Annotated in this window: 16 protein-coding genes; 12 read left to right on the top strand and 4 right to left on the bottom strand. The window is 44.5% G+C overall.

What is annotated here, in order from left to right; genetic code table 11:
* Nucleotides 1–23 precede the first annotated feature (23 nt).
* Complete coding sequence (locus IQ274_RS32435; RefSeq protein ID WP_194144732.1) at nucleotides 24–3,668, top strand: AAA-like domain-containing protein; 3,645 nt, start codon at nucleotides 24–26, stop codon at nucleotides 3,666–3,668.
* A gap of 271 nt (nucleotides 3,669–3,939) precedes the next feature.
* Here IQ274_RS32435 and IQ274_RS32430 read toward each other — a convergent pair whose 3' ends face one another.
* On the bottom strand, nucleotides 3,940–4,128 hold the full coding sequence (locus tag IQ274_RS32430; protein ID WP_194144731.1) for a hypothetical protein: 189 nt from the start codon (nucleotides 4,126–4,128) through the stop codon (nucleotides 3,940–3,942).
* Between the two features lie 73 nt (nucleotides 4,129–4,201).
* Here IQ274_RS32430 and IQ274_RS32425 point away from each other — a divergent pair, with 73 nt between their 5' ends.
* The 8 genes from IQ274_RS32425 to IQ274_RS32390 all read left to right on the top strand — a co-directional run bounded on the left by IQ274_RS32425 (nucleotide 4,202) and on the right by IQ274_RS32390 (nucleotide 11,000).
* Nucleotides 4,202–5,545 (top strand): glycosyltransferase, encoded by a 1,344-nt coding sequence (locus IQ274_RS32425; RefSeq protein ID WP_322745407.1) that lies wholly within the window; start codon nucleotides 4,202–4,204, stop codon nucleotides 5,543–5,545.
* A gap of 48 nt (nucleotides 5,546–5,593) precedes the next feature.
* Complete coding sequence (locus tag IQ274_RS32420) at nucleotides 5,594–5,785, top strand: hypothetical protein (RefSeq protein WP_194144729.1); 192 nt, start codon at nucleotides 5,594–5,596, stop codon at nucleotides 5,783–5,785.
* Between the two features lie 169 nt (nucleotides 5,786–5,954).
* Nucleotides 5,955–7,040 carry a DNA polymerase IV gene (gene dinB / locus IQ274_RS32415; protein ID WP_194144728.1) on the top strand — a complete coding sequence of 362 codons (1,086 nt, stop codon included), beginning with the start codon at nucleotides 5,955–5,957 and terminating at the stop codon, nucleotides 7,038–7,040.
* A gap of 308 nt (nucleotides 7,041–7,348) precedes the next feature.
* Entirely contained in the window at nucleotides 7,349–8,299 is a 951-nt protein-coding gene (locus IQ274_RS32410) for a chromate resistance protein ChrB domain-containing protein (RefSeq protein ID WP_228058527.1), read from the top strand.
* Nucleotides 8,300–8,458: 159 nt separating this feature from the next.
* Entirely contained in the window at nucleotides 8,459–9,598 is a 1,140-nt protein-coding gene (locus IQ274_RS32405) for an MFS transporter (protein WP_194144727.1), read from the top strand.
* A 1-nt stretch (nucleotide 9,599) separates the two neighbouring features.
* Nucleotides 9,600–9,911 carry an antibiotic biosynthesis monooxygenase family protein gene (locus tag IQ274_RS32400; RefSeq protein ID WP_194144726.1) on the top strand — a complete coding sequence of 104 codons (312 nt, stop codon included), beginning with the start codon at nucleotides 9,600–9,602 and terminating at the stop codon, nucleotides 9,909–9,911.
* A gap of 14 nt (nucleotides 9,912–9,925) precedes the next feature.
* Nucleotides 9,926–10,387 (top strand): chromate resistance protein ChrB domain-containing protein, encoded by a 462-nt coding sequence (locus tag IQ274_RS32395; protein WP_194144725.1) that lies wholly within the window; start codon nucleotides 9,926–9,928, stop codon nucleotides 10,385–10,387.
* A 148-nt stretch (nucleotides 10,388–10,535) separates the two neighbouring features.
* Nucleotides 10,536–11,000 (top strand): cupin domain-containing protein, encoded by a 465-nt coding sequence (locus IQ274_RS32390; protein WP_194144724.1) that lies wholly within the window; start codon nucleotides 10,536–10,538, stop codon nucleotides 10,998–11,000.
* Between the two features lie 283 nt (nucleotides 11,001–11,283).
* On the opposite strand, the gene IQ274_RS32385 is transcribed toward IQ274_RS32390, so the two are convergent.
* The 3 genes from IQ274_RS32385 to IQ274_RS32375 all read right to left on the bottom strand — a co-directional run bounded on the left by IQ274_RS32385 (nucleotide 11,284) and on the right by IQ274_RS32375 (nucleotide 15,861).
* On the bottom strand, nucleotides 11,284–11,730 hold the full coding sequence (locus IQ274_RS32385; protein WP_194144723.1) for a hypothetical protein: 447 nt from the start codon (nucleotides 11,728–11,730) through the stop codon (nucleotides 11,284–11,286).
* A 331-nt stretch (nucleotides 11,731–12,061) separates the two neighbouring features.
* Nucleotides 12,062–15,190, bottom strand: a complete 3,129-nt coding sequence (locus IQ274_RS32380; RefSeq protein WP_194144722.1) for an efflux RND transporter permease subunit — start codon at nucleotides 15,188–15,190, stop codon at nucleotides 12,062–12,064.
* Nucleotides 15,191–15,195: 5 nt separating this feature from the next.
* Nucleotides 15,196–15,861: a cobalt transporter gene (locus tag IQ274_RS32375; protein WP_194144721.1), complete on the bottom strand. Its 666-nt coding sequence runs from the start codon at nucleotides 15,859–15,861 to the stop codon at nucleotides 15,196–15,198.
* Nucleotides 15,862–15,990: 129 nt separating this feature from the next.
* Between IQ274_RS32375 and rppA the strand changes: the two genes are divergently transcribed.
* The 3 genes from rppA to IQ274_RS32360 form a co-directional block, all read left to right on the top strand.
* A complete protein-coding gene (rppA, locus tag IQ274_RS32370) occupies nucleotides 15,991–16,698 on the top strand; it encodes a two-component system response regulator RppA (RefSeq protein WP_194144720.1) in 708 nt (235 codons plus the stop codon).
* The gene (rppB, locus tag IQ274_RS32365; RefSeq protein WP_194144719.1) at nucleotides 16,695–18,092 is read left to right on the top strand and encodes a two-component system sensor histidine kinase RppB; all 1,398 of its coding nucleotides are present in this window, start codon (nucleotides 16,695–16,697) and stop codon (nucleotides 18,090–18,092) included. Before rppA ends, rppB begins: the two co-directional genes overlap by 4 nt.
* A 466-nt stretch (nucleotides 18,093–18,558) precedes the next feature.
* Nucleotides 18,559–18,988: hypothetical protein (locus IQ274_RS32360; protein WP_194144718.1), on the top strand; the 430-nt coding region annotated here is incomplete at its 3' end.

The raw sequence follows: 18,988 nt of genomic DNA, 5'->3' as shown, positions 1-18,988 counted from the left end.
TTATTTGATAATCACACTTAGATATGAGATATCAAGTAGGGGGTAGTCTCCGCAGTGACGACCCCACATACGTTACCCGTGAGGCAGATGAACAACTCTATGTCAGCTTGAAAGCTGGCAATTTGTGTTATGTCTTTAACTCTCGTCAGATGGGCAAGTCATCGTTACTACAACGCACAATTTATCGTCTTAATCAAGAAGGGTATAGCTGTGTTTACTTAGATATGACTCGTTTGGGTAGCGAAAATACTACACCATCTCAATGGTACAAAGGCATTATTGTCAGCTTATTATATAGCTTAAAATTAGCGTCAAAAATTGATTTTCAGCGTTGGTGGGAAATGCAAGCAGGTATTTCCTCAGTGCAAAAACTACAGCTATTTGTTGAAGATATCTTACTACCAAATATCAAAAATGATTCTCTAAGAAAGGGCAAAACTAAAGGTATTTTCATATTTATTGATGAGGTTGATAGCCTGCTGAGTTTAAGTTTCCCAATTAGCGATTTTTTTGGTTGGATTCGTCAGTGTTATAATTTACGACCATATAACTCAAACTTTGACCGCTTGGGATTTGCACTATTTGGTGTAGCTAGTCCCTCCGACTTAATTGCTGATAAACGCCGCACGCCCTTTAACCTTGGTAAAGCAATTGAGTTACAGGGCTTCGGACTGGATGAAGCCACGCCTTTGCTTTCAGGGTTAGAAGAAGTAGTTAGTCAAGCAGAAGCAATACTACAAGAGGTTATTTATTGGACAGGCGGACAACCCTTTCTGACACAAAAACTCTGTGATTTAATTGCTAAAGTAGCCTTTGAAACTACTACAGGAATAATTACTCTACCTCCAGGCACAGAAACATTGTGGGTAGAGCAATTAGTGTTTAGACAGATCATTAAAAATTGGCAGTCACAAGACGAACCGGAACATTTGCGTACTATAAGAGATCGCCTCTTATTCGACGAACAACAGGCAGGGCGGTTGTTGGGTATTTATCAACAGGTATTGCAGGCAGAAGAGGATCTTGAGCAGGAGAGCGGGGGAGAAGAGTTTTCCCCTTTGCCTCTTAATTCTGTTCCAAGTGATGATAGTCGAGAACAGACACAACTGTTGTTGTCCGGTTTAGTAGAAAGACACAACGGCTATCTCAAAATTAAAAATCCTATCTATCGAAATGTTTTTAATACCCAATGGGTGTTAAGACAACTAGATAATCTCCGTCCCTACTCGCAAACATTCAACGCTTGGGTAGCATCGGGTTACAAAGATGAATCGCGTCTGTTGCGAGGACAAGCTTTAAAGGATACTCAAAATTGGGCACAAGGCAAGAGTCTGAGCGATTTGGATTATCAATTTTTAGCCGCAAGTGTGGAATGCGATCGCAAAGAAGTGCAAATGGCATTAGAGGCAGCACGGCTTCAAGAAGTAGAAGCAAGACTCATACAAGAGAAAAAAACGGCTTTAGAGATAGAAGCAAGACTAGCACAAGAGAAAAAAACAGCTTTATTGCAGAGATATCTACTAGTTGCAGTAACTATTGGATTGCTCGTTTCTAGTAATTTGGGAATAGGAAGTTTCATTTTGTATCATCAGACTCGCAAAAGTGAAACTATTGCCAAAAACAGTGAAATTCGAGCGCTTGTATCTTCTTCTGTAGGATTGTTTGCCTCAAATCGCAGATTGGATGCACTTATAGAAGCAATCAAAGCAAAAAAAAGACTGCAAAAATTAGGTAAATCAAATAGAAATCTTGCACCTCAACTGGAGAATGCACTGCAACAAGCAGTTTATGGTGCAGATGAGTACAACCGTTTTTCGGGGCATACCGCAGCTGTAATGGCTGTAGATATTAGCCCTGACAGTTCTCTGGTTGCTTCAGCCAGTATGGATAGAACAATCAAACTGTGGCGGCGTGATGGCCGAGAAATTGCTACTCTCAAAGGTCATCAGGGAGCAGTTAAATCAGTTAAATTCAGTCCTGACGGTCAAATACTTGCATCAGGGAGTGAGGATGGTTATATTATACTTTGGCAGCACGCTCCCAAAGACTCATCGTGGCGCATTTATAAGACATTCCAAGCTCATACAGCTTCAGTTTGGGGAATCGCATTTAGTCGGGATGGTCAAACTATTGCCTCTGCAAGTTGGGATACAAAGGTAAAAGTCTGGCAGCGAGATGGTCAACTGCTAAGAACATTTCAAAATTACACAAAGGGATTTCGGGAAGTTGCTTTTAGTCCTGACGGCCAGACCATTGCTGCTGGGAGTTTTGACGGGACAGTAAAACTCTGGAGACGAGACACATCAGGCTGGCAGAACGCAAAAACTCTACAACCTCTCCAAGGTCATACATCTTGGGTTCTGGGCGTAGCTTTTAGCCCTGACGGACAAACTATTGCGTCAGCGAGTGAAGATACAACTGTCAAACTTTGGCAGCGAGACAGGACACATGGCAGTTATCGTCTTTATAAAACTCTCATTGGTCATAGTGCGGGAGTTTCGGGAGTTGCGTTTAGTCCCAATGGTCAGACTATTGCCTCCGCTAGTCTCGACAAAACTATAAAACTTTGGGACATTGATGGCATAGAACGCACAACGCTCAGAGGACATAGTGCATCTGTTTGGGGAGTTACTTTCAGTCCTGACGGTAGCTTTATAGCGACCGCAGGTGCAGAAAACCTTGTGAGACTTTGGCAGAGTGAAAATCCATTCCAAAAGAGTGCCATAGCTCATAAAGGCGGCATTTGGTCAATAGCGATCGCTTCCGACAGTTCCACCATCGCCACAGCCAGCCACGAAAATACTGTGAAATTTTGGAGTCCTGGGGGCAAATTACAGAAAACTTTGACCCAAAAAGGCTCAGTTTCCCAGGTTTCTTTCAGTGAGGATAACAAGTTAATTGCTCTTCCTAGTGAAGATGATACGGTACAACTCAAGCGGCGAGATGGTACGTTAATCGCTAGTTACAAAAACCCTGATGGCAAAATCACCGGAGCGTTATTAAGTCCTAATGGTCGAGCGATCGCCATACCTAATGCTGACAATAATGTTCGGATATGGCGTGTAGGTCAACCTACGCTACAGATTCTCAAAGGGCATCAAGCCGAAATATGGGAAGTTGCATTTAGCCCTGACAGTCAACTGATTGCTTCTGCTAGTGAGGATGGTACTGTTAAACTATGGACGCTAAAAGGTAAGTTACTCAGCACATTTGTCGGGCATTCGGCGGCAGTATGGACAGTCGCCTTTAGTCCTGACGGTAAGATGGTTGCTTCTGGAAGTGGCGACAATACCATTAAGCTGTGGACACTTGAAGGCAAGTTGCTGCAAACATTCATTGGTCACACAGCTGCAATTTGGGGGATAGCTTTAAGTCCCGACGGTAAAAGGCTTGCTTCTGGAAGTGGAGATGGAACCGTCAAGCTTTGGAAACTTGATGGTACGGAAATAACGACCCTTAGAGGACATACCGCAGCGATTAGGCAAATTGCAATCAGCCGCGATGGAAAAATCCTTGCTTCCGGTGGTGATGACAACATGCTGATTCTTTGGAACTTGCCGCAAATTCTCAAGCTAGATACACTGACTTATGGTTGCAAGTTGGTGCAGGATTATCTGAAAACTAACACAGCAGTTGAGAAAGGCGAACGTTCACTCTGCAATCACTAAACCTCTTGCAAAAGTTACTTTTGCACTCTTGTGGGAAAAGGGTTCATGTTAAAGGGGAAAGGTTTTTTCTTATTCTTTTCCCCCTTCCCCTTTTCCCCACAAATGCCAAGAAGTAGTATACTCTCAAAACTATTAGAACTATTTCTTAATATTTATCGAACAGAATTCAGGAGTCAGGAGTCAGAATTCAGTTGGGTATTCTGTATAAAAAAGCGGATGAATAACCGGCGTTTTTGCACCCCCACCAAATCGTAGATTTGGTGGTTTTCAATCAGTCGCGGGTCTGAATCCCCGACTGATTTATTCTGACTCCTGAATTCTGACTTCTGAATTCTTCTTCAATAATAGAAATATTAATCGCCTCCTCAGCTTTTTTAACCCAAACCTCTAGCGATCTCCTTTCTGGAAAGTGACAGAAGCTGTTCATGAGCGATCGCCCACTATGGCTGAAAGAAACCATCTGTTTTCTTGAAAGAGGGGTATCTCAACTGTATTGGTTTATCACCTAGAGGTGCAGGAAATTAGTACAATTTTTGAATCATTACGTTTTCAGCAGGAAAAAGCATTTGAGCCAAAGTCTACCTCTAGCACCAAGCCGAAAACTGAAGATTACGATCCTAACAGTAGGTTCAAGAGGAGACTTGCAACCATACTGCGCTTTGGCTATTGGCTTGAAGCGTGCGGGGCATGAAGTAACGATTGCAACGCATGAGAACTTTGAGTTATTTGTTAGGAAGTTTGATTTAAAATTTGCACCGATCGCTGGCAATATGGAAGAGTTTTTGCAATCGAAACAAGGGCAGCGATTGATTGCGGGAGAAAAGTTGAAAAAAGAAGAAGGAGATAAGCTTTTACTTCAACAGTTGGAATCAGGTTGGCAAGCGTGTCAGGGAAGTGAGGTGATTATCTACACGCCGCTAGCTACTTTTGGATATCATATCGCAGAGAAATTAGGCGTACCTTGCTTTTTTGCATCAGTTCTGCCGTTGACTCCCACAGGGATGTTTGGGTTTTTGAGATTTGCTCAAATAACTAAAAACCCGCTAAAGAAATTAATCAACTATGGCAGCTACTTGCTGGCAGAGTTTTTGCACTGGCAAAGATATCGTCAACTGCTCAATAATTTCAGAACAGAAACATTGAAATTGCCGCCTCTACCATATTTGGGCAGACGCTTCAGACAGAAGACTCCGGCGAATGTATCACGAATCCCTCTATTGTACGGGTTTAGTTCGCACGTCATCCCAAGACCCCGTGACTGGCCTGCATGGGTGTATGTAACTGGTTTTTGGTTTATTGACCAAGCCTCCGAATACGAGCCACCTCTGGAACTAGAGGATTTTCTTGGGCGAAAGCAATTACCTTTGTGTTTTGGATTTGGGAGCATGACGATGCCCAATCCAGAATATCTCACACATTACATCGTGGAAGCCTTAAAGAAAACCCATCAAGGCGGGATTATATTATCAGGCTGGGGTAAGGTTGGAAGAACGGTGAATATAAAAGATTCGCTACGAGTGTTTGTGATCAAGGAAGTTCCGCATGATTGGTTATTTCCTCAAGTGCCAGCAGTAGTGCATCACGGAGGAGCTAGTACAACGGCGGCAGTGTTACGTGCAGGGACACCATCAGTTACCGTACCCTTTTTTGCAGATCAACCAGTTTGGGGTGAAAAGCTAACCCGATTGGGAGTCAGCCCACAACCGATACCGTACCAGAAGGTATCAGAAAAACCTCTAGCAGCAGCGATTGAAATCGTACTGGGTGATGAGGTGATGCGGTCTAAAGCCCAGGAGTTAGGTGAGAAAATCAGGGATGAAGATGGTGTGGCGAATGCAGTTGAAGCATTTCATCGGCATTTGGGTTTGATTGGGTGAGAAATTGCAGACAATTAAAATACATCATCACACCCACAACAGCAGTAAATGTCCCAAGTTAAAGTTGATACCGTACTCTGTGTCAACGGCAGTGTCCTAATGGTTTTTTACACGCCAGGGCATTGCTGGCAGTTTCGGATTATCAGCCGCACGGGTGGGATATTCGGGGAGCAGAAGATTTATTATACGGCGGAGGCGGCGTTGAGAACTGGGTTAGAGTGGTTGCGGGATGAGTTGTGATGACGAATGCTATAGCTTGTTACTGTAGCAACTGGTTACATAGCCACGTGGGAAGTAATGCAGATATGGTATTGGGAATAAGTAGTGCTAATGTACTATAAGACTGGTAATATAGTATTTTACTAAGCACCAGTTGGCCTAACTTTCTAATGCTTCACTCTGCTTCCAAGTGAGAAAGATAATTCACGTAGACATGGATGCCTTCTACGCATCGGTGGAACAGAGGGACAACCCTAGCTACCGAGGTAAACCGTTAGTAGTCGGTGGCAGTCCCAATCAGCGAGGCGTAGTTGCAGCAGCCAGTTATGAAGCTCGTAAGTTTGGTGTTCATTCAGCGATGCCTTCTGTAACCGCTTTTGCAAAATGTCTTGGGCTTATCTTTGTCAGACCAAGATTCGATGTCTATCGAGAGATTTCCACTTCAATCCACGCTATCTTTAAACGCTACAGTGATTTAGTGGAAGGAGTTGCGCTAGATGAGGCATACCTTGATGTTACTGAGAATAGGCAAAACATCCCCTACGCTTCTACGATCGCAAGACACATTAAAACTGCGATTTTCCAGGAAACTCAGTTGACGGCAACCGCAGGCGTGTCGATTAACAAGTTTCTTGCAAAAATGGCATCAGGGCAGAACAAGCCGAATGGGTTGACAGTGATTTTACCAGAGCAAGCGATCGCCTTTGTAGAACAGCTGCCGATTGAGAAGTTCCACGGCATTGGAGAAGTTACAGCAGCGAAAATGCATTCACTGGGGATTCATACTGGCGCAGATTTGAAAATGCGATCGCTGACTGACCTAACACACCACTTTGGTAAAGCAGGTCATTATTACTACAAGATTGCCAGGGCAGAAGATGATCGACCAGTTGAAGCAAATCGAGTTCGCAAATCGATTGGTGCAGAAACCTCGTTTGCACAAGACTTAAGCGATATCAGCCAGATGTTGCAAGAACTTGAACAGATTGCCCAAATCGTCGAGCAACGGTTAGAGCAGCACGAAACACGAGGCCGCACATTAACTCTAAAAGTCAAGTTTTCTGACTATCATCAGATAACCCGCAGTAAAACAATGCTTGCTCCCATCAATGAACTATCTACGATTTTTGAGATAGCCAAAGCGCTGTTTGAGTCGATTGATCTGGAGAATCGCAGTATTAGGTTGCTTGGCATTTCCTTGTCTAACCTTGATAACGCCAAACAAACCCAAGTGATTCAATTGCCACTATTTCAGAATGCAGGCATTATATTTTAGCTTAGGTATAGTCCGCACTTCTACATACTTCTACTGCGCTCAGTGCAAAAATCTCAGTCACTGTCATAAGCATTTCACAAGCTCATCAATGATTGCAATTGTGTGTCTGAAATATCTCCTAATTCTTGTTGTAATTGGGATAGTTGATTTTCTAACGCTTCAGCAGTCTGAATGAGATTCGATCTAGGGCTATTTTTAGCTGAGTTTCTTTATAAGTCTGTTTGTATCGTTAGATCAATTTTCAATGAAACAGTTATTGCTTTTCGTTGCAATAAAGTTTACTCTAAATGTTAAATGGAGGTATAAAATTGAGTTGGATAGTTTTCTCCTACTCCCTTCCTTCCAAATCGTCTTCCAGTCCTCGTGTCACGTTATGGCGACGGTTACGACGATTGGGAGCCATCTCGCTTAAAGGCAGCATTTACGTCCTTCCCTCTCGTGACGAATGTATTGAATCTTTTCAATGGTTGGCTCAGGAAGTTCAACAGGCCAAGGGTGAAGCACTAGTAATGCGGGTTGAGCAGTTTGAGGGATTGGCTGACCAGGAAATCATTGAACTATTCTCTAAAACTCGTAGTGAAGAGTATCAAGAGATTGAAGCTCAAGCGATTGAACTGGAAAAATCTGTGAATGCTATTGCTAGCGTAGAAGCTCGTAGCAGTTTGCTAGAAACCTTAGAAAAGCTGCGTAAACAACACACCGAGATTTCCCGTGTAGATTTCTTTGATTGTCCTGATGGGATTCGTGTGATGACTCAGCTCAATCGAATTGCTCAAGCACTCTCCCCCAATCTCTCATCGGCAATTGCAGTTCCTCGTACAGCAGTTGATGAATACCGGGATAAGCGGTGGGTCACTCGGCCTCGACCCTATATAGATCGTCTAGCCTGCATCTGGCTGATTCGTCGATTTATTAATCCCAATGCTGAGATTCGATATTCCCATAAGGTTGCCCCTGATGAAGTTGCATTTGAGATGAAAGATGCGACCTTTGGGCATTGTGGTAATCTCTGTACATTTGAGGTGATGACGATCGCATTTGATTTGAATGACCCTGGATTACAGGTTGTTGGAGAAATTGTTCATGAAATTGACTTGCGAGATGGACTGTATGCGCGTCCTGAAACTACGGGAGTAGATGCCGTATTGCAGGGGTGGTTATTAGGAAATCTTTCTGATGCTGAACTGGAGTTGTGTGGAATCAAACTGTTTGAGGGATTGTATACAGTGTTCTCCAAACAGTACAGAGAGTCAGCTTAAGCTTGGAAGATATTTTTTGTAACAGTAGTTGCTATATAAAGAAATACATATTACATTTATAAATTATAAAAGCTCTAAGCAAATCTGCTACCATCTATTTCCTCTGTTACGTTGGCAATGAAGTATTCTGCGTTTTTAGTCCTATGTTCAGTTGGGGGATTGGCGATTTTCAGTTCGACAATCGCTAAAAATCCGGTGTTGCCTATTCTGGCTCAACAGTTGGGTGCCTCTCCAGCCAGCATTGGGACGATCGCCGCGGCCTCGACGTTGACGGGTATCCTAGCTAGTTTCCCAGCAGGTTTACTCAGTGACTATTGGGGTAGAAAACCATTGCTACTCTTAGCAGGAATAGTGTTTTGCAGTGCGCCCTTGATTTATTTGTTAGTAACTACACCTTGGCAACTAGCACTAGTACGGGTATATCACGGATTGGCAACAGCAATTCTTGGCCCCGTAGCAATGGCTTATGTCACCGACTTGGCTCCTACCCATAGAGGAGAGCGCTTAGGCTGGTATTCTTCCTTTACGTTAGCAGGACGCGCCCTTGCACCTGTAGTCGGTGGATTACTTCTAGCAACAGGCACTTGGCAATCTGTTTATGTCGTATGTGCGATCGCTGGTGGTTTAACTATTTTAGGAATCAAACTGCTGCCTAAAGCAAGTAGCAAATTAAAGCACCATCGAGAACCCAGACAGAATCTGACTGCAACTGCACCTACAATTAGTAAGATTTTGTCCCACCGGACAATACTGATTACTAGTTTGGCAGAAGCTGCCCAATACGGAGCTTTTGGTGCAGTTGAAGCTTTCTTGCCTCTGTATGCCCTAAGTGTAGGAATCGATCAAGCTGCTGTGGGATTAGTGTTTGGTAGCCAGGTTGGAGTGAAGGTACTAGCGCGTCCTCTCATGGGTCGAATGAGCGATGATCATGGACGTAAGCGACAAATAGTTGTGGGTATGCTCCTTAGCAGCATGGCAACTTGGCTTTTCTGTCAAACGAAATCAATCTTTTTGCTGCTGTTAATTTCTGCGGTGTTTGGATTGGGGATTGCGATCGCAAGTGCTGCCACATCCGCCTTGGTTGCAGACTTGGCTCCAACAAACAGTCGCGGCACTGCATTAGGAATTATGAGCGCAATTATGGATGTAGGTCAGGCAAGCGGTCCTATTTTATTAGGACTCCTACTGATGTACACGTCTTATCAAATCAGCTTTAGCGTAGTTAGCGGATTACTTTTGGCTGCTGCGGTGCTTTTTACTTTGACAGCAACAGATACTTCTGCAAAATCGGAGGTTTGAAATGGTCGTCTTGCCACCAAAACCACTAGTCTGCGTTCGCACTGTTGAGATCCCGAAAGAAAACGAACAAGCTTTCTTTGATTGGATCGAATCTAACCGGGAGTTGAGACAACGATATGGCATTCTTCTGGAGCGGATTCTCAAATCTACTGACGAGCAAGGGGACTGGTTAATCATCACAATGTGGGAAAGCGAAGAAAAATTTGAAAAGTGGTTAGTCGCTCCAGAAAAACCAGCAGTTGATGCTTCCCCAGGTCATGCTCTGGTCAAGTTTGGCAAAATCAAACGCTACGACACCCAGGCTGGTTATTAAAAGGAGGACTTTAAATGAAATGGGTAACGCGCAGACAAATTCGAGTCAATCGAGTAGCAACGCCTTGGTTAATTCAGCGATTTGTAGATCGGGAAGCGGAGTTTCTGTTTGTTGAGCCGGATCAAGTTGCTGAAGTCCAACAGTCCCATCATGCCATTGGTTTTGATGCACCAGGAGCCAAGTATGCTCATGACAAAGGTATTACTTCCTTTGAGCAGATTATTCAAGATTATGAATTAACAGATTCCGTATTAGCTGAACTCGCACAAATCGTTCACGCTGCCGATATCCCCGGAGCTATTGACCAAAGACCGGAAGCAAGTGGTCTTAAAGCAATTAGCCACGGCTTTCCTCTCGTTACCACTAACGATCATGAAACTCTCCAAAAAGCGTTTTTTATCTACGATGCTCTCTATGCCTATTTGCAAGCACGCGAGTCTGCAAGCATATTACCAAAATCAGTTGGAGTAGGGTGATAGGCGTAGGCATAGCCCGCACTTCTCTACGAGAGGCTGCGCCCTAAGCGTAGCTAGCTATGCCGCAGGCTTTACGACAAAGCTCAGTGACCGCCGTAGGTATCGCTGAAAAACTTGTTTTCCATCAAAATTTAAGGAGAAATTAGCAATGCAAACTGAAATTACCAATGAAACTGGTTTGATTCCCTTACAAGCTGATACCAGTCTGCTCAAAGACCCGAAGAAGTTCAGCAATGGCGACTTGAAAAGCCTGGAAGACATAGCTCAGTTTAATCCTCGCTTTTTTGTACGGCGACGGATTTTCTTGACCGACTCCATGCACTTTAATATTTACTGCATTGAGCCGGGACAATCCAACCCCTTGCACAAGCATTCAGGAAGTGACGAGATTTGTTACTTTGTGCAAGGAACCGGAGATGTGATTGTTGGGGATGAAATTGCAGCTGTTCAACCAGGAGACAGTGTTCACATTCCCAAAGATGTAGGACACGAAATTATCAATACTGGTACGGAAAGAATGATTGTAGTGTTAGCTCAGTCTCCTCTTCCCTGCGCTCATGAAAAAGTGCCTAACCCGCCATCTGAGTTTCGCCGTGTTGAGCTAAATCGTTAAACTTTTTGACCTGTAACTCACCTGGGCTTTGTCCAGGTGAGGTGACTTGAGGATTTAACTATTCATAATTATGTTTTTAGCAATCCCCATTTTCTACCTCACCCCTTATATCTTCCTCTGGTCAGTACTAAATGGGCTAATTGTTATTGGTTTGTTGAAGCTACTCAAAATTAAAACAGCTACATTAACACAAATTGCAACAGCGATAAGCCTAACGGCATGGCTAGCGCTTACCGCTGTTGCAGTCACATCTATTCTTTGGAATTGGAGTATTGAATTTAATCTAGCCTGCCAAACCAGGCAAACCCCGCATCTGACGCAGAGCATTTAAGCAGGGCGGGCAATCGCAGCCAAATAAAGCTATGGAAGTTTCACTCTCTTCATCAGTGAATTCTAACTCAGGAAGCTCTTGGATAGAGGCATAGGCTAACTCTACAGTCCTACCCTGCTCTAGTTGGGCTTCGGGAGCGGTAAACTCTATAGCTCTATCTTCATTTGGTTGAGCTTGGGCTGGTTTCACTCTTGATGTAGATGCAGAAGCAATAGTATTGCTAACCCTTATGCAGACCATTTTCTTCGTTGCTGAGTGGGGGGATTGTATGCAAGAAAGACGGTTGCCTGCTGCATCCACTGTCTGATTTGCTTGAGATGGTTGAGTCATCATGACCATAGAGATCACAGATGCAAACAGTGCAGGGCTAGAAAATAAAGTGAGGAGAAATTTGTTCATTTATTTAAAAAAGTTTGTGACTGCTCACACCTTTAAATTATTACTGAGTAATTTCTAATAAATATAGTTGATATCTCAGTAAATAAAAATAGTAATGGGCATTTTACCAGAGTTTGTTTATAACGTTTAGAGAACTTAGAGCTAGCGAGGCTTTACCAGGGGCGTACGGCTCACGCTCATGCACTGATGCTACTAATTTGTGTTTATAAACTTCTTCTGGCAATACCCACGAAAACTTTGCGGTCAACCCATCAATTTCTGCACGAGTCAAACCCGGTTGCAGACTTTGAGCAACTTCGGGTGCTTTATTATAGTATCAATCACATCGTTATTAGTTTGACCAGGTTTGGTTAGTTAAAACAGGTTTTTGTTGAGGCATCAACTGTTTGCCAAATTTGGCGTAGAGAGCCGGAATGACTAATAAAGTCAAAGCTGTAGAAGTAAATAAACCGCCCAAAATCACGATCGCCAACGGTTGCAGAATTTCATTGCCAGAGCCACTCGCCAGCACTAGCGGGAGTGTTCCCAAAGCTGAGGTAAGTGCGGTCATCAAAATGGCATCAATTCTTTCCAGGGAACCTTTAACAATCACATCTTTAAGGAGCATACCCTGGGCAAACTTGTTGTTGTAGTTGTCTACCAGCAACAAGCCATTGCGAACAGCAACGCCAAATAAGGTAATGAAACCAACCAGAGAAGCAACTGAGATGACACCACCACTTAAGAGGATTGAAACAATACCACCTACCAACGCCAAGGGCAGATTGAGCATGATGGCGATTGTAGCGGGGAGCGATTTAACCGAGAAGAACATCAATACGGCAATGATTATCGCTGCCAAGATGCTAAACACTAGTATGTTATTGGTAGCACGCTGCTCCGATTCAAACTGTCCGCCGTATTGGATGAAATAGCCATTGGGTAGTTTGATTTTTTGTTGAATTTGGGACTGAATATCGCCAACGACACTGCCCAAATCGCGATCGGCAACGTTTGCCGAAACAACGATCAAGCGCGATACATCTTCCCGATTCACTACATTAGCTCCCATACCGTAGTCTACCTTGGCTACAGCCCCCAACTGGACGGTTTTTCCGGTCGGGGTAATCAGAGGAATAGCGCGAATAGCATCTAAACTATTGCGGGCTTTCTCCGTCAAGGAGATAGAAATATCAATTAGCTGCTGATTTTCTGCCACTTGCGATACCACACGACCATTCAGGGCAGTTTCCACCACGTTTGACAACTGCTCCATACTCAATCCATAGGTTGCAGCCGCCGCCCGATCGTAATGAATTTGTACCTGACGAATGGGTAGTTGAGGTTCTAATTGCAAGTCTACAACTCCAGCAATGGGCTGAATCACATCTCGCACTTGTTCGCCAATCTTTCGCAGTTCAATTAAATCTGGGCCAAAGATTTTCACGGCGATCGCACTTCTGACCCCAGACAACACTTCATCCATGCGGTGGGAGATAAATCCGCCAATATTTGATGCCACACCGGGCAATTTGTTGAACGCTTCGCGCAGTTGTTTAATGCTGGCTTCCCGGTCTTCCATCGCCCGGTCACTCAGTTCTACATCCACATGAGCCATGCTCACTCCTGCCCCATCAGCATCACCAGGAGCGCGCCCAGATCGTACTTGTACCCAATCATACAGAGGATTATCTTTGAGTGAGGTGTACAGTACCATTCCTGCGCGATTGGTCATATCCAGCGATACACCGGGAAATAAGACCATTGAGTTGACCATCGATTTTTCTTGAAATTCGGGCAGAAACACCCTTCCTAAAGCGGGAACAGTAGCACTTGCGGCAACCAACGCTGCAAGTGCTACACCCAGAATGATTTGTGGCGATTGTAGTGAGATGTTGAGCAGTGGACGATAAAGACGTTGTGCCAAGCGAGAAACAAACGTATTTTCTTGAGGCAAGGTTTGATTCGCCAGTAAAATGGCACACAGCGCAGGGGTGAGAGTCATGGCCACAAATAGAGAAGCCGCGATGGAAAGCAGATATGCCCAACCCATTGGTGCAAAGATGTTGCCTTCTACACCTGTCAAACTAAAAATTGGTGCAAATACCACAATGATGATCACCGTGGAAAAGACAACTGCTAATCGCACTTCTACAAATGCGTCAAACACTACCTTAAAAGCAGGGATGGAATGACCTTGCGCCTGATTTTCTCTGAGTTTGCGATAGCAGTTTTCCATGTAAACGATCGAGTCATCGACGAAGCCGCCCAGGGCAACTACCAATCCACCTAAAGTCATGGTATTGATTCCCAAGCCAAAGGCTTGCATCAACATTACCCCAATCAACAACGACAATGGAATTGCACTCAAAGTAATTAGAGCAGTGCGCCAATTCATCAGAAACAGCAGCATAATTACCGACACGATAACGATGCCTTCGATTAAGGAACTGCTAACATTACGAATGGCAGTATCAATAAAGTTGGACTGCCGGAACGTTTGTTTCACTTGCACATCAGGGGGAAAGGTCGGTTGCAAAGATTGCAGCACCGCTTCTACCGCTTTTGTCACCGTGGGAGTATCGACATCAGGCTGTTTGTTAATCATCATTACCACAGCCGATTGCCCATTAAAACTAGCATCCCCCCGCTTCAGTGCCGCACTCGTTTTTACTTCCGCCACATCTTTGAGCAAAATCGGTTTCCCATCTTGCACCTTTACCACAGATTGCTGCAAGTCTGCAATTGATTTTACCTGCCCAATACCGCGTACCAACAGTTCTTGACCACCACCAATAAGAAATCCACCAGGGGCGTTAGAATTTGCGCCTTTGGCAGCATTGGTAACTTCGGTCAGCGAAACATTGAGCGATCGCAATTTTGCTGGATCAATTAACACTTGTTCCTGCCGTTCATCCCCACCGTAAACGGTGACTTGGGTGACTCCCGGCACAGACAAAATTTGGTTACTTAGGGTGCTATCTACCAGATGGCGCAAATCCATCAACGAGGTTTTCCCCTGCCCATTCACAGTAAAGGCATACTGTAAAATCGTACCCAAGGGCGATGCTAACGGTGAAATTTCCGGCGGATGCACCCCTTCAGGTAACTGATTTGTCACCTGCTGGAGTCGTTCTGTCACTGATTGCCGCGCTTTATAAATGTCGGCATCCTGGTCAAAGACCACCTGCACCATAGACAGTCCGACTTTAGAGGAAGAACGCACCGTAGTCACCCCTGGCAAACCATTCACCGCGCTTTCAATCGGCACGGTAATTTGTGATTCTACTTCCTCTGGAGCTAGTCCAGTCGCTTCGGTGTGAATATCCACCTGGGGGGGCGCAAATTCAGGAAACACGTCCAGTGGCATCTGTGTGGCAGTGAACACTCCCCACAGCGTCACTAAAATCGCACAGATAACTATAAACCAACGCTGGACAATTGAGGTTTTGAGAATCTGATTCAGAATGGAGTTCAACATCTCAATTAAACGCCTCCCTTGTTCTTGCGATTGCCTGCGATAAGGGCGATCGCTCCGCCCACAAGCACGACTCCGCCACCGACTGCGGCTACAATACCCATCGGGAATCCGCTCGATTGCTGAGTTGTTTCACCAGCCTGTGAGACGAGATTACCGCTAGTATCATGACTATGAGGTATTCCTTTAGCATCTGCCTGAGCATGGGCTGCATCAGTTTTTTTAGGAGTGGCGATCGCGGCTGGACTGGTTGCTGTATTGGCGGTTTGAGTTTTACGCGATTCAGCATAGAGTGACAAACTACCTTGGGTAACGAGCTTTTCCCCAACTGACAATCCTTTGGTAACAGTGATTAGTTCGCCCTTGGTCGCGCCAGTTGTAATTTCCACTGGCTCATAAAAATTCTTATACTGCACAAAGACTATCTGTTTACGGTTGGCATCAACCAATGCCGTCACCGGAATCATCACAGTAGATCCAGATTTGGCAGAGGAGGCGATTGGGGTGACAATAATACCTAACAGTTGATCGGTTTGAGCATTGACTTTTACGCGATTAATGCCGCCCGTTGCTTGAAATTCATCACCATGTCCAACGTGAGCAAATACAACTGTGGGCGCACTGATAATTAAACCGGCTGCCAAAATGGAACTCATTAGCATAAAAGGTTTCATAATCACTCCTCACAATGGATACTGAATTAAACAAAAGTTATCCATAGTTTGCCAAAGGGCAGATGAAATCCAGATGAAATGGCAGATGTTTTTGTAAAATCAGAGCTTTATGGTTGATTTCTTGGAGCAATGCGAATTTTACTGGTGGAAGATGAAGCGGATTTGGGACTGGCAATCAAGCAAGTCTTAATTAGCGAAAGATATGTAGTGGATTGGGTGACAGATGGCACTGAAGCATGGCTCTGTCTTGAAAGCAAGTGGACAGACTACACAGTTGCTATTGTTGATTGGCTGCTGCCGGAAATGTCGGGATTACAGTTATGTCAGAAGCTCAGACTACACCAAAATCCCTTACCAGTGCTGATGCTTACTGCTTTGGGTCAGCCGGAAAATCGCGTGGCGGGGTTGGATGCGGGAGCTGATGATTATTTAGTCAAACCGTTTGTAATGGAAGAATTGTTGGCGCGGTTGCGTGCCCTTCAGAGGCGATCGCCTCAACTACAACCATCCACCCTGACTGTTGCAGGTTTTACTCTGGATACAGCAAACAATGTCCTACGAGTAAATTCAGATGGATCTACACCCCTAGTCATTCCCTTAACCACCAAAGAATTTCAGCTACTCATGTATTTGATGCAGAACCCCAATCGCATCATTCCCGGTAGTAAATTGCGTCAACAACTTTGGGACATGGATGAAGAACCGATTAGTAATGTAGTTGCAGCGCAAATGCGCTTACTACGTCGCAAGTTAGCAAATCATGGCTGTCCCTGCCCGATTGAAACTGTTCCAGGTGCTGGCTATCGCTTTAACTCCCAACTTCATTCTCAACCATGAATAGCTACTCACTTTTTCGGCGCAGTCGTCTGCGGTTAGCCCTCTGGTATGCCGGAGTTATGGGCGTGATTTTGAGTGTTTCTGGCTTGGGGATATATCGAGCAATGGTACAGACAAACTGGGCAGCAATGGAGCGCGAAATTGAATCAATTGCTGGAACTTTACACGATAGCGTTGAACCACTGTTACCGCCTTCCGAAGAACCAACTGCTGTACTGCAACAAATTTTTCCCGATCTTTGTTTAAGTGGACAACCTTGCAAGGCTACCCCAACGCTGATTCAACGGCACACCATCGGCATCAGCGATCGCACCACATATTATATTCGGCTGTTTAATCATCAAGGGAAACTCCTGGCTTTTTCACCCAACCAACCGCTATCTCTGCCGCCAACTTTCAACCGCACTTCATGGCAAACCTTTCGCACGGCTAAGGGCATTCGCTATCACCAATTCACCACGATTTTGCACAGTGCCAATGCCCATCATTTGGCTAATGAACCCAGCACCCATTCATCCTGGGGCTATTTACAAATTGGGCGCACCTTAGAACATTTTGATGCCGAAATCAGGCGAATTCAATGGATTATGGTGATTGGGCTTCCGATTACTCTTAGCTTGGTCACTATTTCCAGTTGGTGGCTTTCAGGATTAGCGATGCAGCCCATTTACCAGTCCTATCAGCAACAGCAACAGTTTACTGCAAATGCTGCCCATGAATTGCGATCGCCCCTGGCTAGTCTGTTGGCGACTGTGGAAGCTATCCTCCGCATACCGCAATCAAATCAACAAGATATGCAAATAATGCTTCATACTATTGAGCGACAGGGGCGAAGGTTGAGCCATTTGATCGCTGACTTACTCTTGTTGACCAGTCTGGAGCAAAATTCATCCTCAAAACCTTTTCAGCCCTGTTGCTTAAATGATTTGGTGAGCGATTTGACTGAAGAATTTTTAGAGATGGCCACTGCTGCTGATATTAACTTAACCTGCCAAATTCCCACTTGCGAAGTTTACACTCTAGGTAACGAATCGCAACTTTACCGTTTAGTGTCAAACTTGATTGCCAATGCCATCCAGCACACACCCAGAGGAGGATATGTAACTGTTAGCTTAGTCTTGACTGATTACACTGCTGTCATTGCGGTGAAAGATACAGGTATTGGGATTGGGCTTGCTGATCAAGAGCGAATTTTTGAGCGCTTTTACCGTGTTGATGGCGATGCCTATGGCGGGCTGCGCCTACGCTCTCGTAAAACCGGAGGAACGGGGTTAGGGCTGGCTATAGCTGTGGCGATCGCCCAAAAACATCAAGCGAATCTGAAAGTTGAAAGTCAGGTAGGAACAGGTAGCATTTTCACGCTAGAAGTAAAAATTGTATCTTCTAATACATAGAAAACAAAGCAGACATCAAATTCCAAAACGGTTATTGTTAGAGAGCGAATCAACTCCCGAATCACATCAGTTGCAGGTCTACCTGTACCTGACTTTTCCCGTTAAGTCTTGAAAGGCAGACAGATAAAGGATTTAACAAACAGCACAGCATATACGGTATAGTAATTGAAATCGGGTGCTAAAGGTAACAAGCAATGCTGGACTGGTGGGAGAAGAATTTTGCAACTATATCTCTGGGCGATTACCTACGGTAGGCTTCTCTACGAGACGCTCCGCGAACGCCAATTGAATGAGCGTGCTTTTGTCTTTCGGGTATGCTCTAAGTCTGGGATTCGGTACTGAAATATCTCAGTAAATCTTACTCTTCCCCATCTATTAAGTCTTGATGAAATTCAATTGAAATATTGCGTACAATATCAAGCGGTTTCAAGCTAACTATTTGCTAATTTTGGTGTTTTTATAATCTATGTCTAACCAAACGTCTAAGCGTCTTAAGCAAAATGCTGAAAGAATTATGCAGAGGTGGGAAGAGCGGGCGCGCGATGAAGTTAGTGCATCAATACATCAGGACTCTCTGATGCTACAAGATTCGCTACCTGAGTATCTAGGGCAATTGGTGGATGAACTGTCAACGAAGATTGAAAGGACACCAGCCAGAATAAAAACCGATAAACTAGAAAGCACTCGGATTGGTAAACAGCATGGACATGAGCGAGCGGGTTTTGCAGACTACTCAATGACTCAACTGATTTTTGAGTACCACATTCTGCGTCAGGTCATATTTGAAATTTTAGAAGAAGAAGCGGCTTTAGAGGTGAGGGAACGAGATATTATTATCGATTCCATTGAGCAAGCTGTTAACGATGCGGCGACTCAATTTTCCCAGACGTTGCGAG

The sequence above is a fragment of the Nostoc sp. LEGE 12447 genome (genome assembly GCF_015206985.1).
GTDB lineage: Bacteria > Cyanobacteriota > Cyanobacteriia > Cyanobacteriales > Nostocaceae > Nostoc.
The sequence above is the reverse complement of the archived record's forward strand: the minus strand, read 5'-3'. Positions and strand labels throughout refer to the sequence as shown.

Coding starts and splice junctions, on each gene's coding strand:
- IQ274_RS32435 (WP_194144732.1), top strand. CDS start 24: ATGAGATATCAAGTAGGGGGTAGTCTCCGCAGTGACGACCCCACATAC.
- IQ274_RS32430 (WP_194144731.1), bottom strand. CDS start 4,128: ATGGTTTCTTTCAGCCATAGTGGGCGATCGCTCATGAACAGCTTCTGT.
- IQ274_RS32420 (WP_194144729.1), top strand. CDS start 5,594: ATGTCCCAAGTTAAAGTTGATACCGTACTCTGTGTCAACGGCAGTGTC.
- IQ274_RS32400 (WP_194144726.1), top strand. CDS start 9,600: ATGGTCGTCTTGCCACCAAAACCACTAGTCTGCGTTCGCACTGTTGAG.
- IQ274_RS32395 (WP_194144725.1), top strand. CDS start 9,926: ATGAAATGGGTAACGCGCAGACAAATTCGAGTCAATCGAGTAGCAACG.
- IQ274_RS32390 (WP_194144724.1), top strand. CDS start 10,536: ATGCAAACTGAAATTACCAATGAAACTGGTTTGATTCCCTTACAAGCT.
- IQ274_RS32385 (WP_194144723.1), bottom strand. CDS start 11,730: ATGAACAAATTTCTCCTCACTTTATTTTCTAGCCCTGCACTGTTTGCA.
- IQ274_RS32380 (WP_194144722.1), bottom strand. CDS start 15,190: ATGTTGAACTCCATTCTGAATCAGATTCTCAAAACCTCAATTGTCCAG.
- IQ274_RS32375 (WP_194144721.1), bottom strand. CDS start 15,861: ATGAAACCTTTTATGCTAATGAGTTCCATTTTGGCAGCCGGTTTAATT.
- rppA (WP_194144720.1), top strand. CDS start 15,991: ATGCGAATTTTACTGGTGGAAGATGAAGCGGATTTGGGACTGGCAATC.
- rppB (WP_194144719.1), top strand. CDS start 16,695: ATGAATAGCTACTCACTTTTTCGGCGCAGTCGTCTGCGGTTAGCCCTC.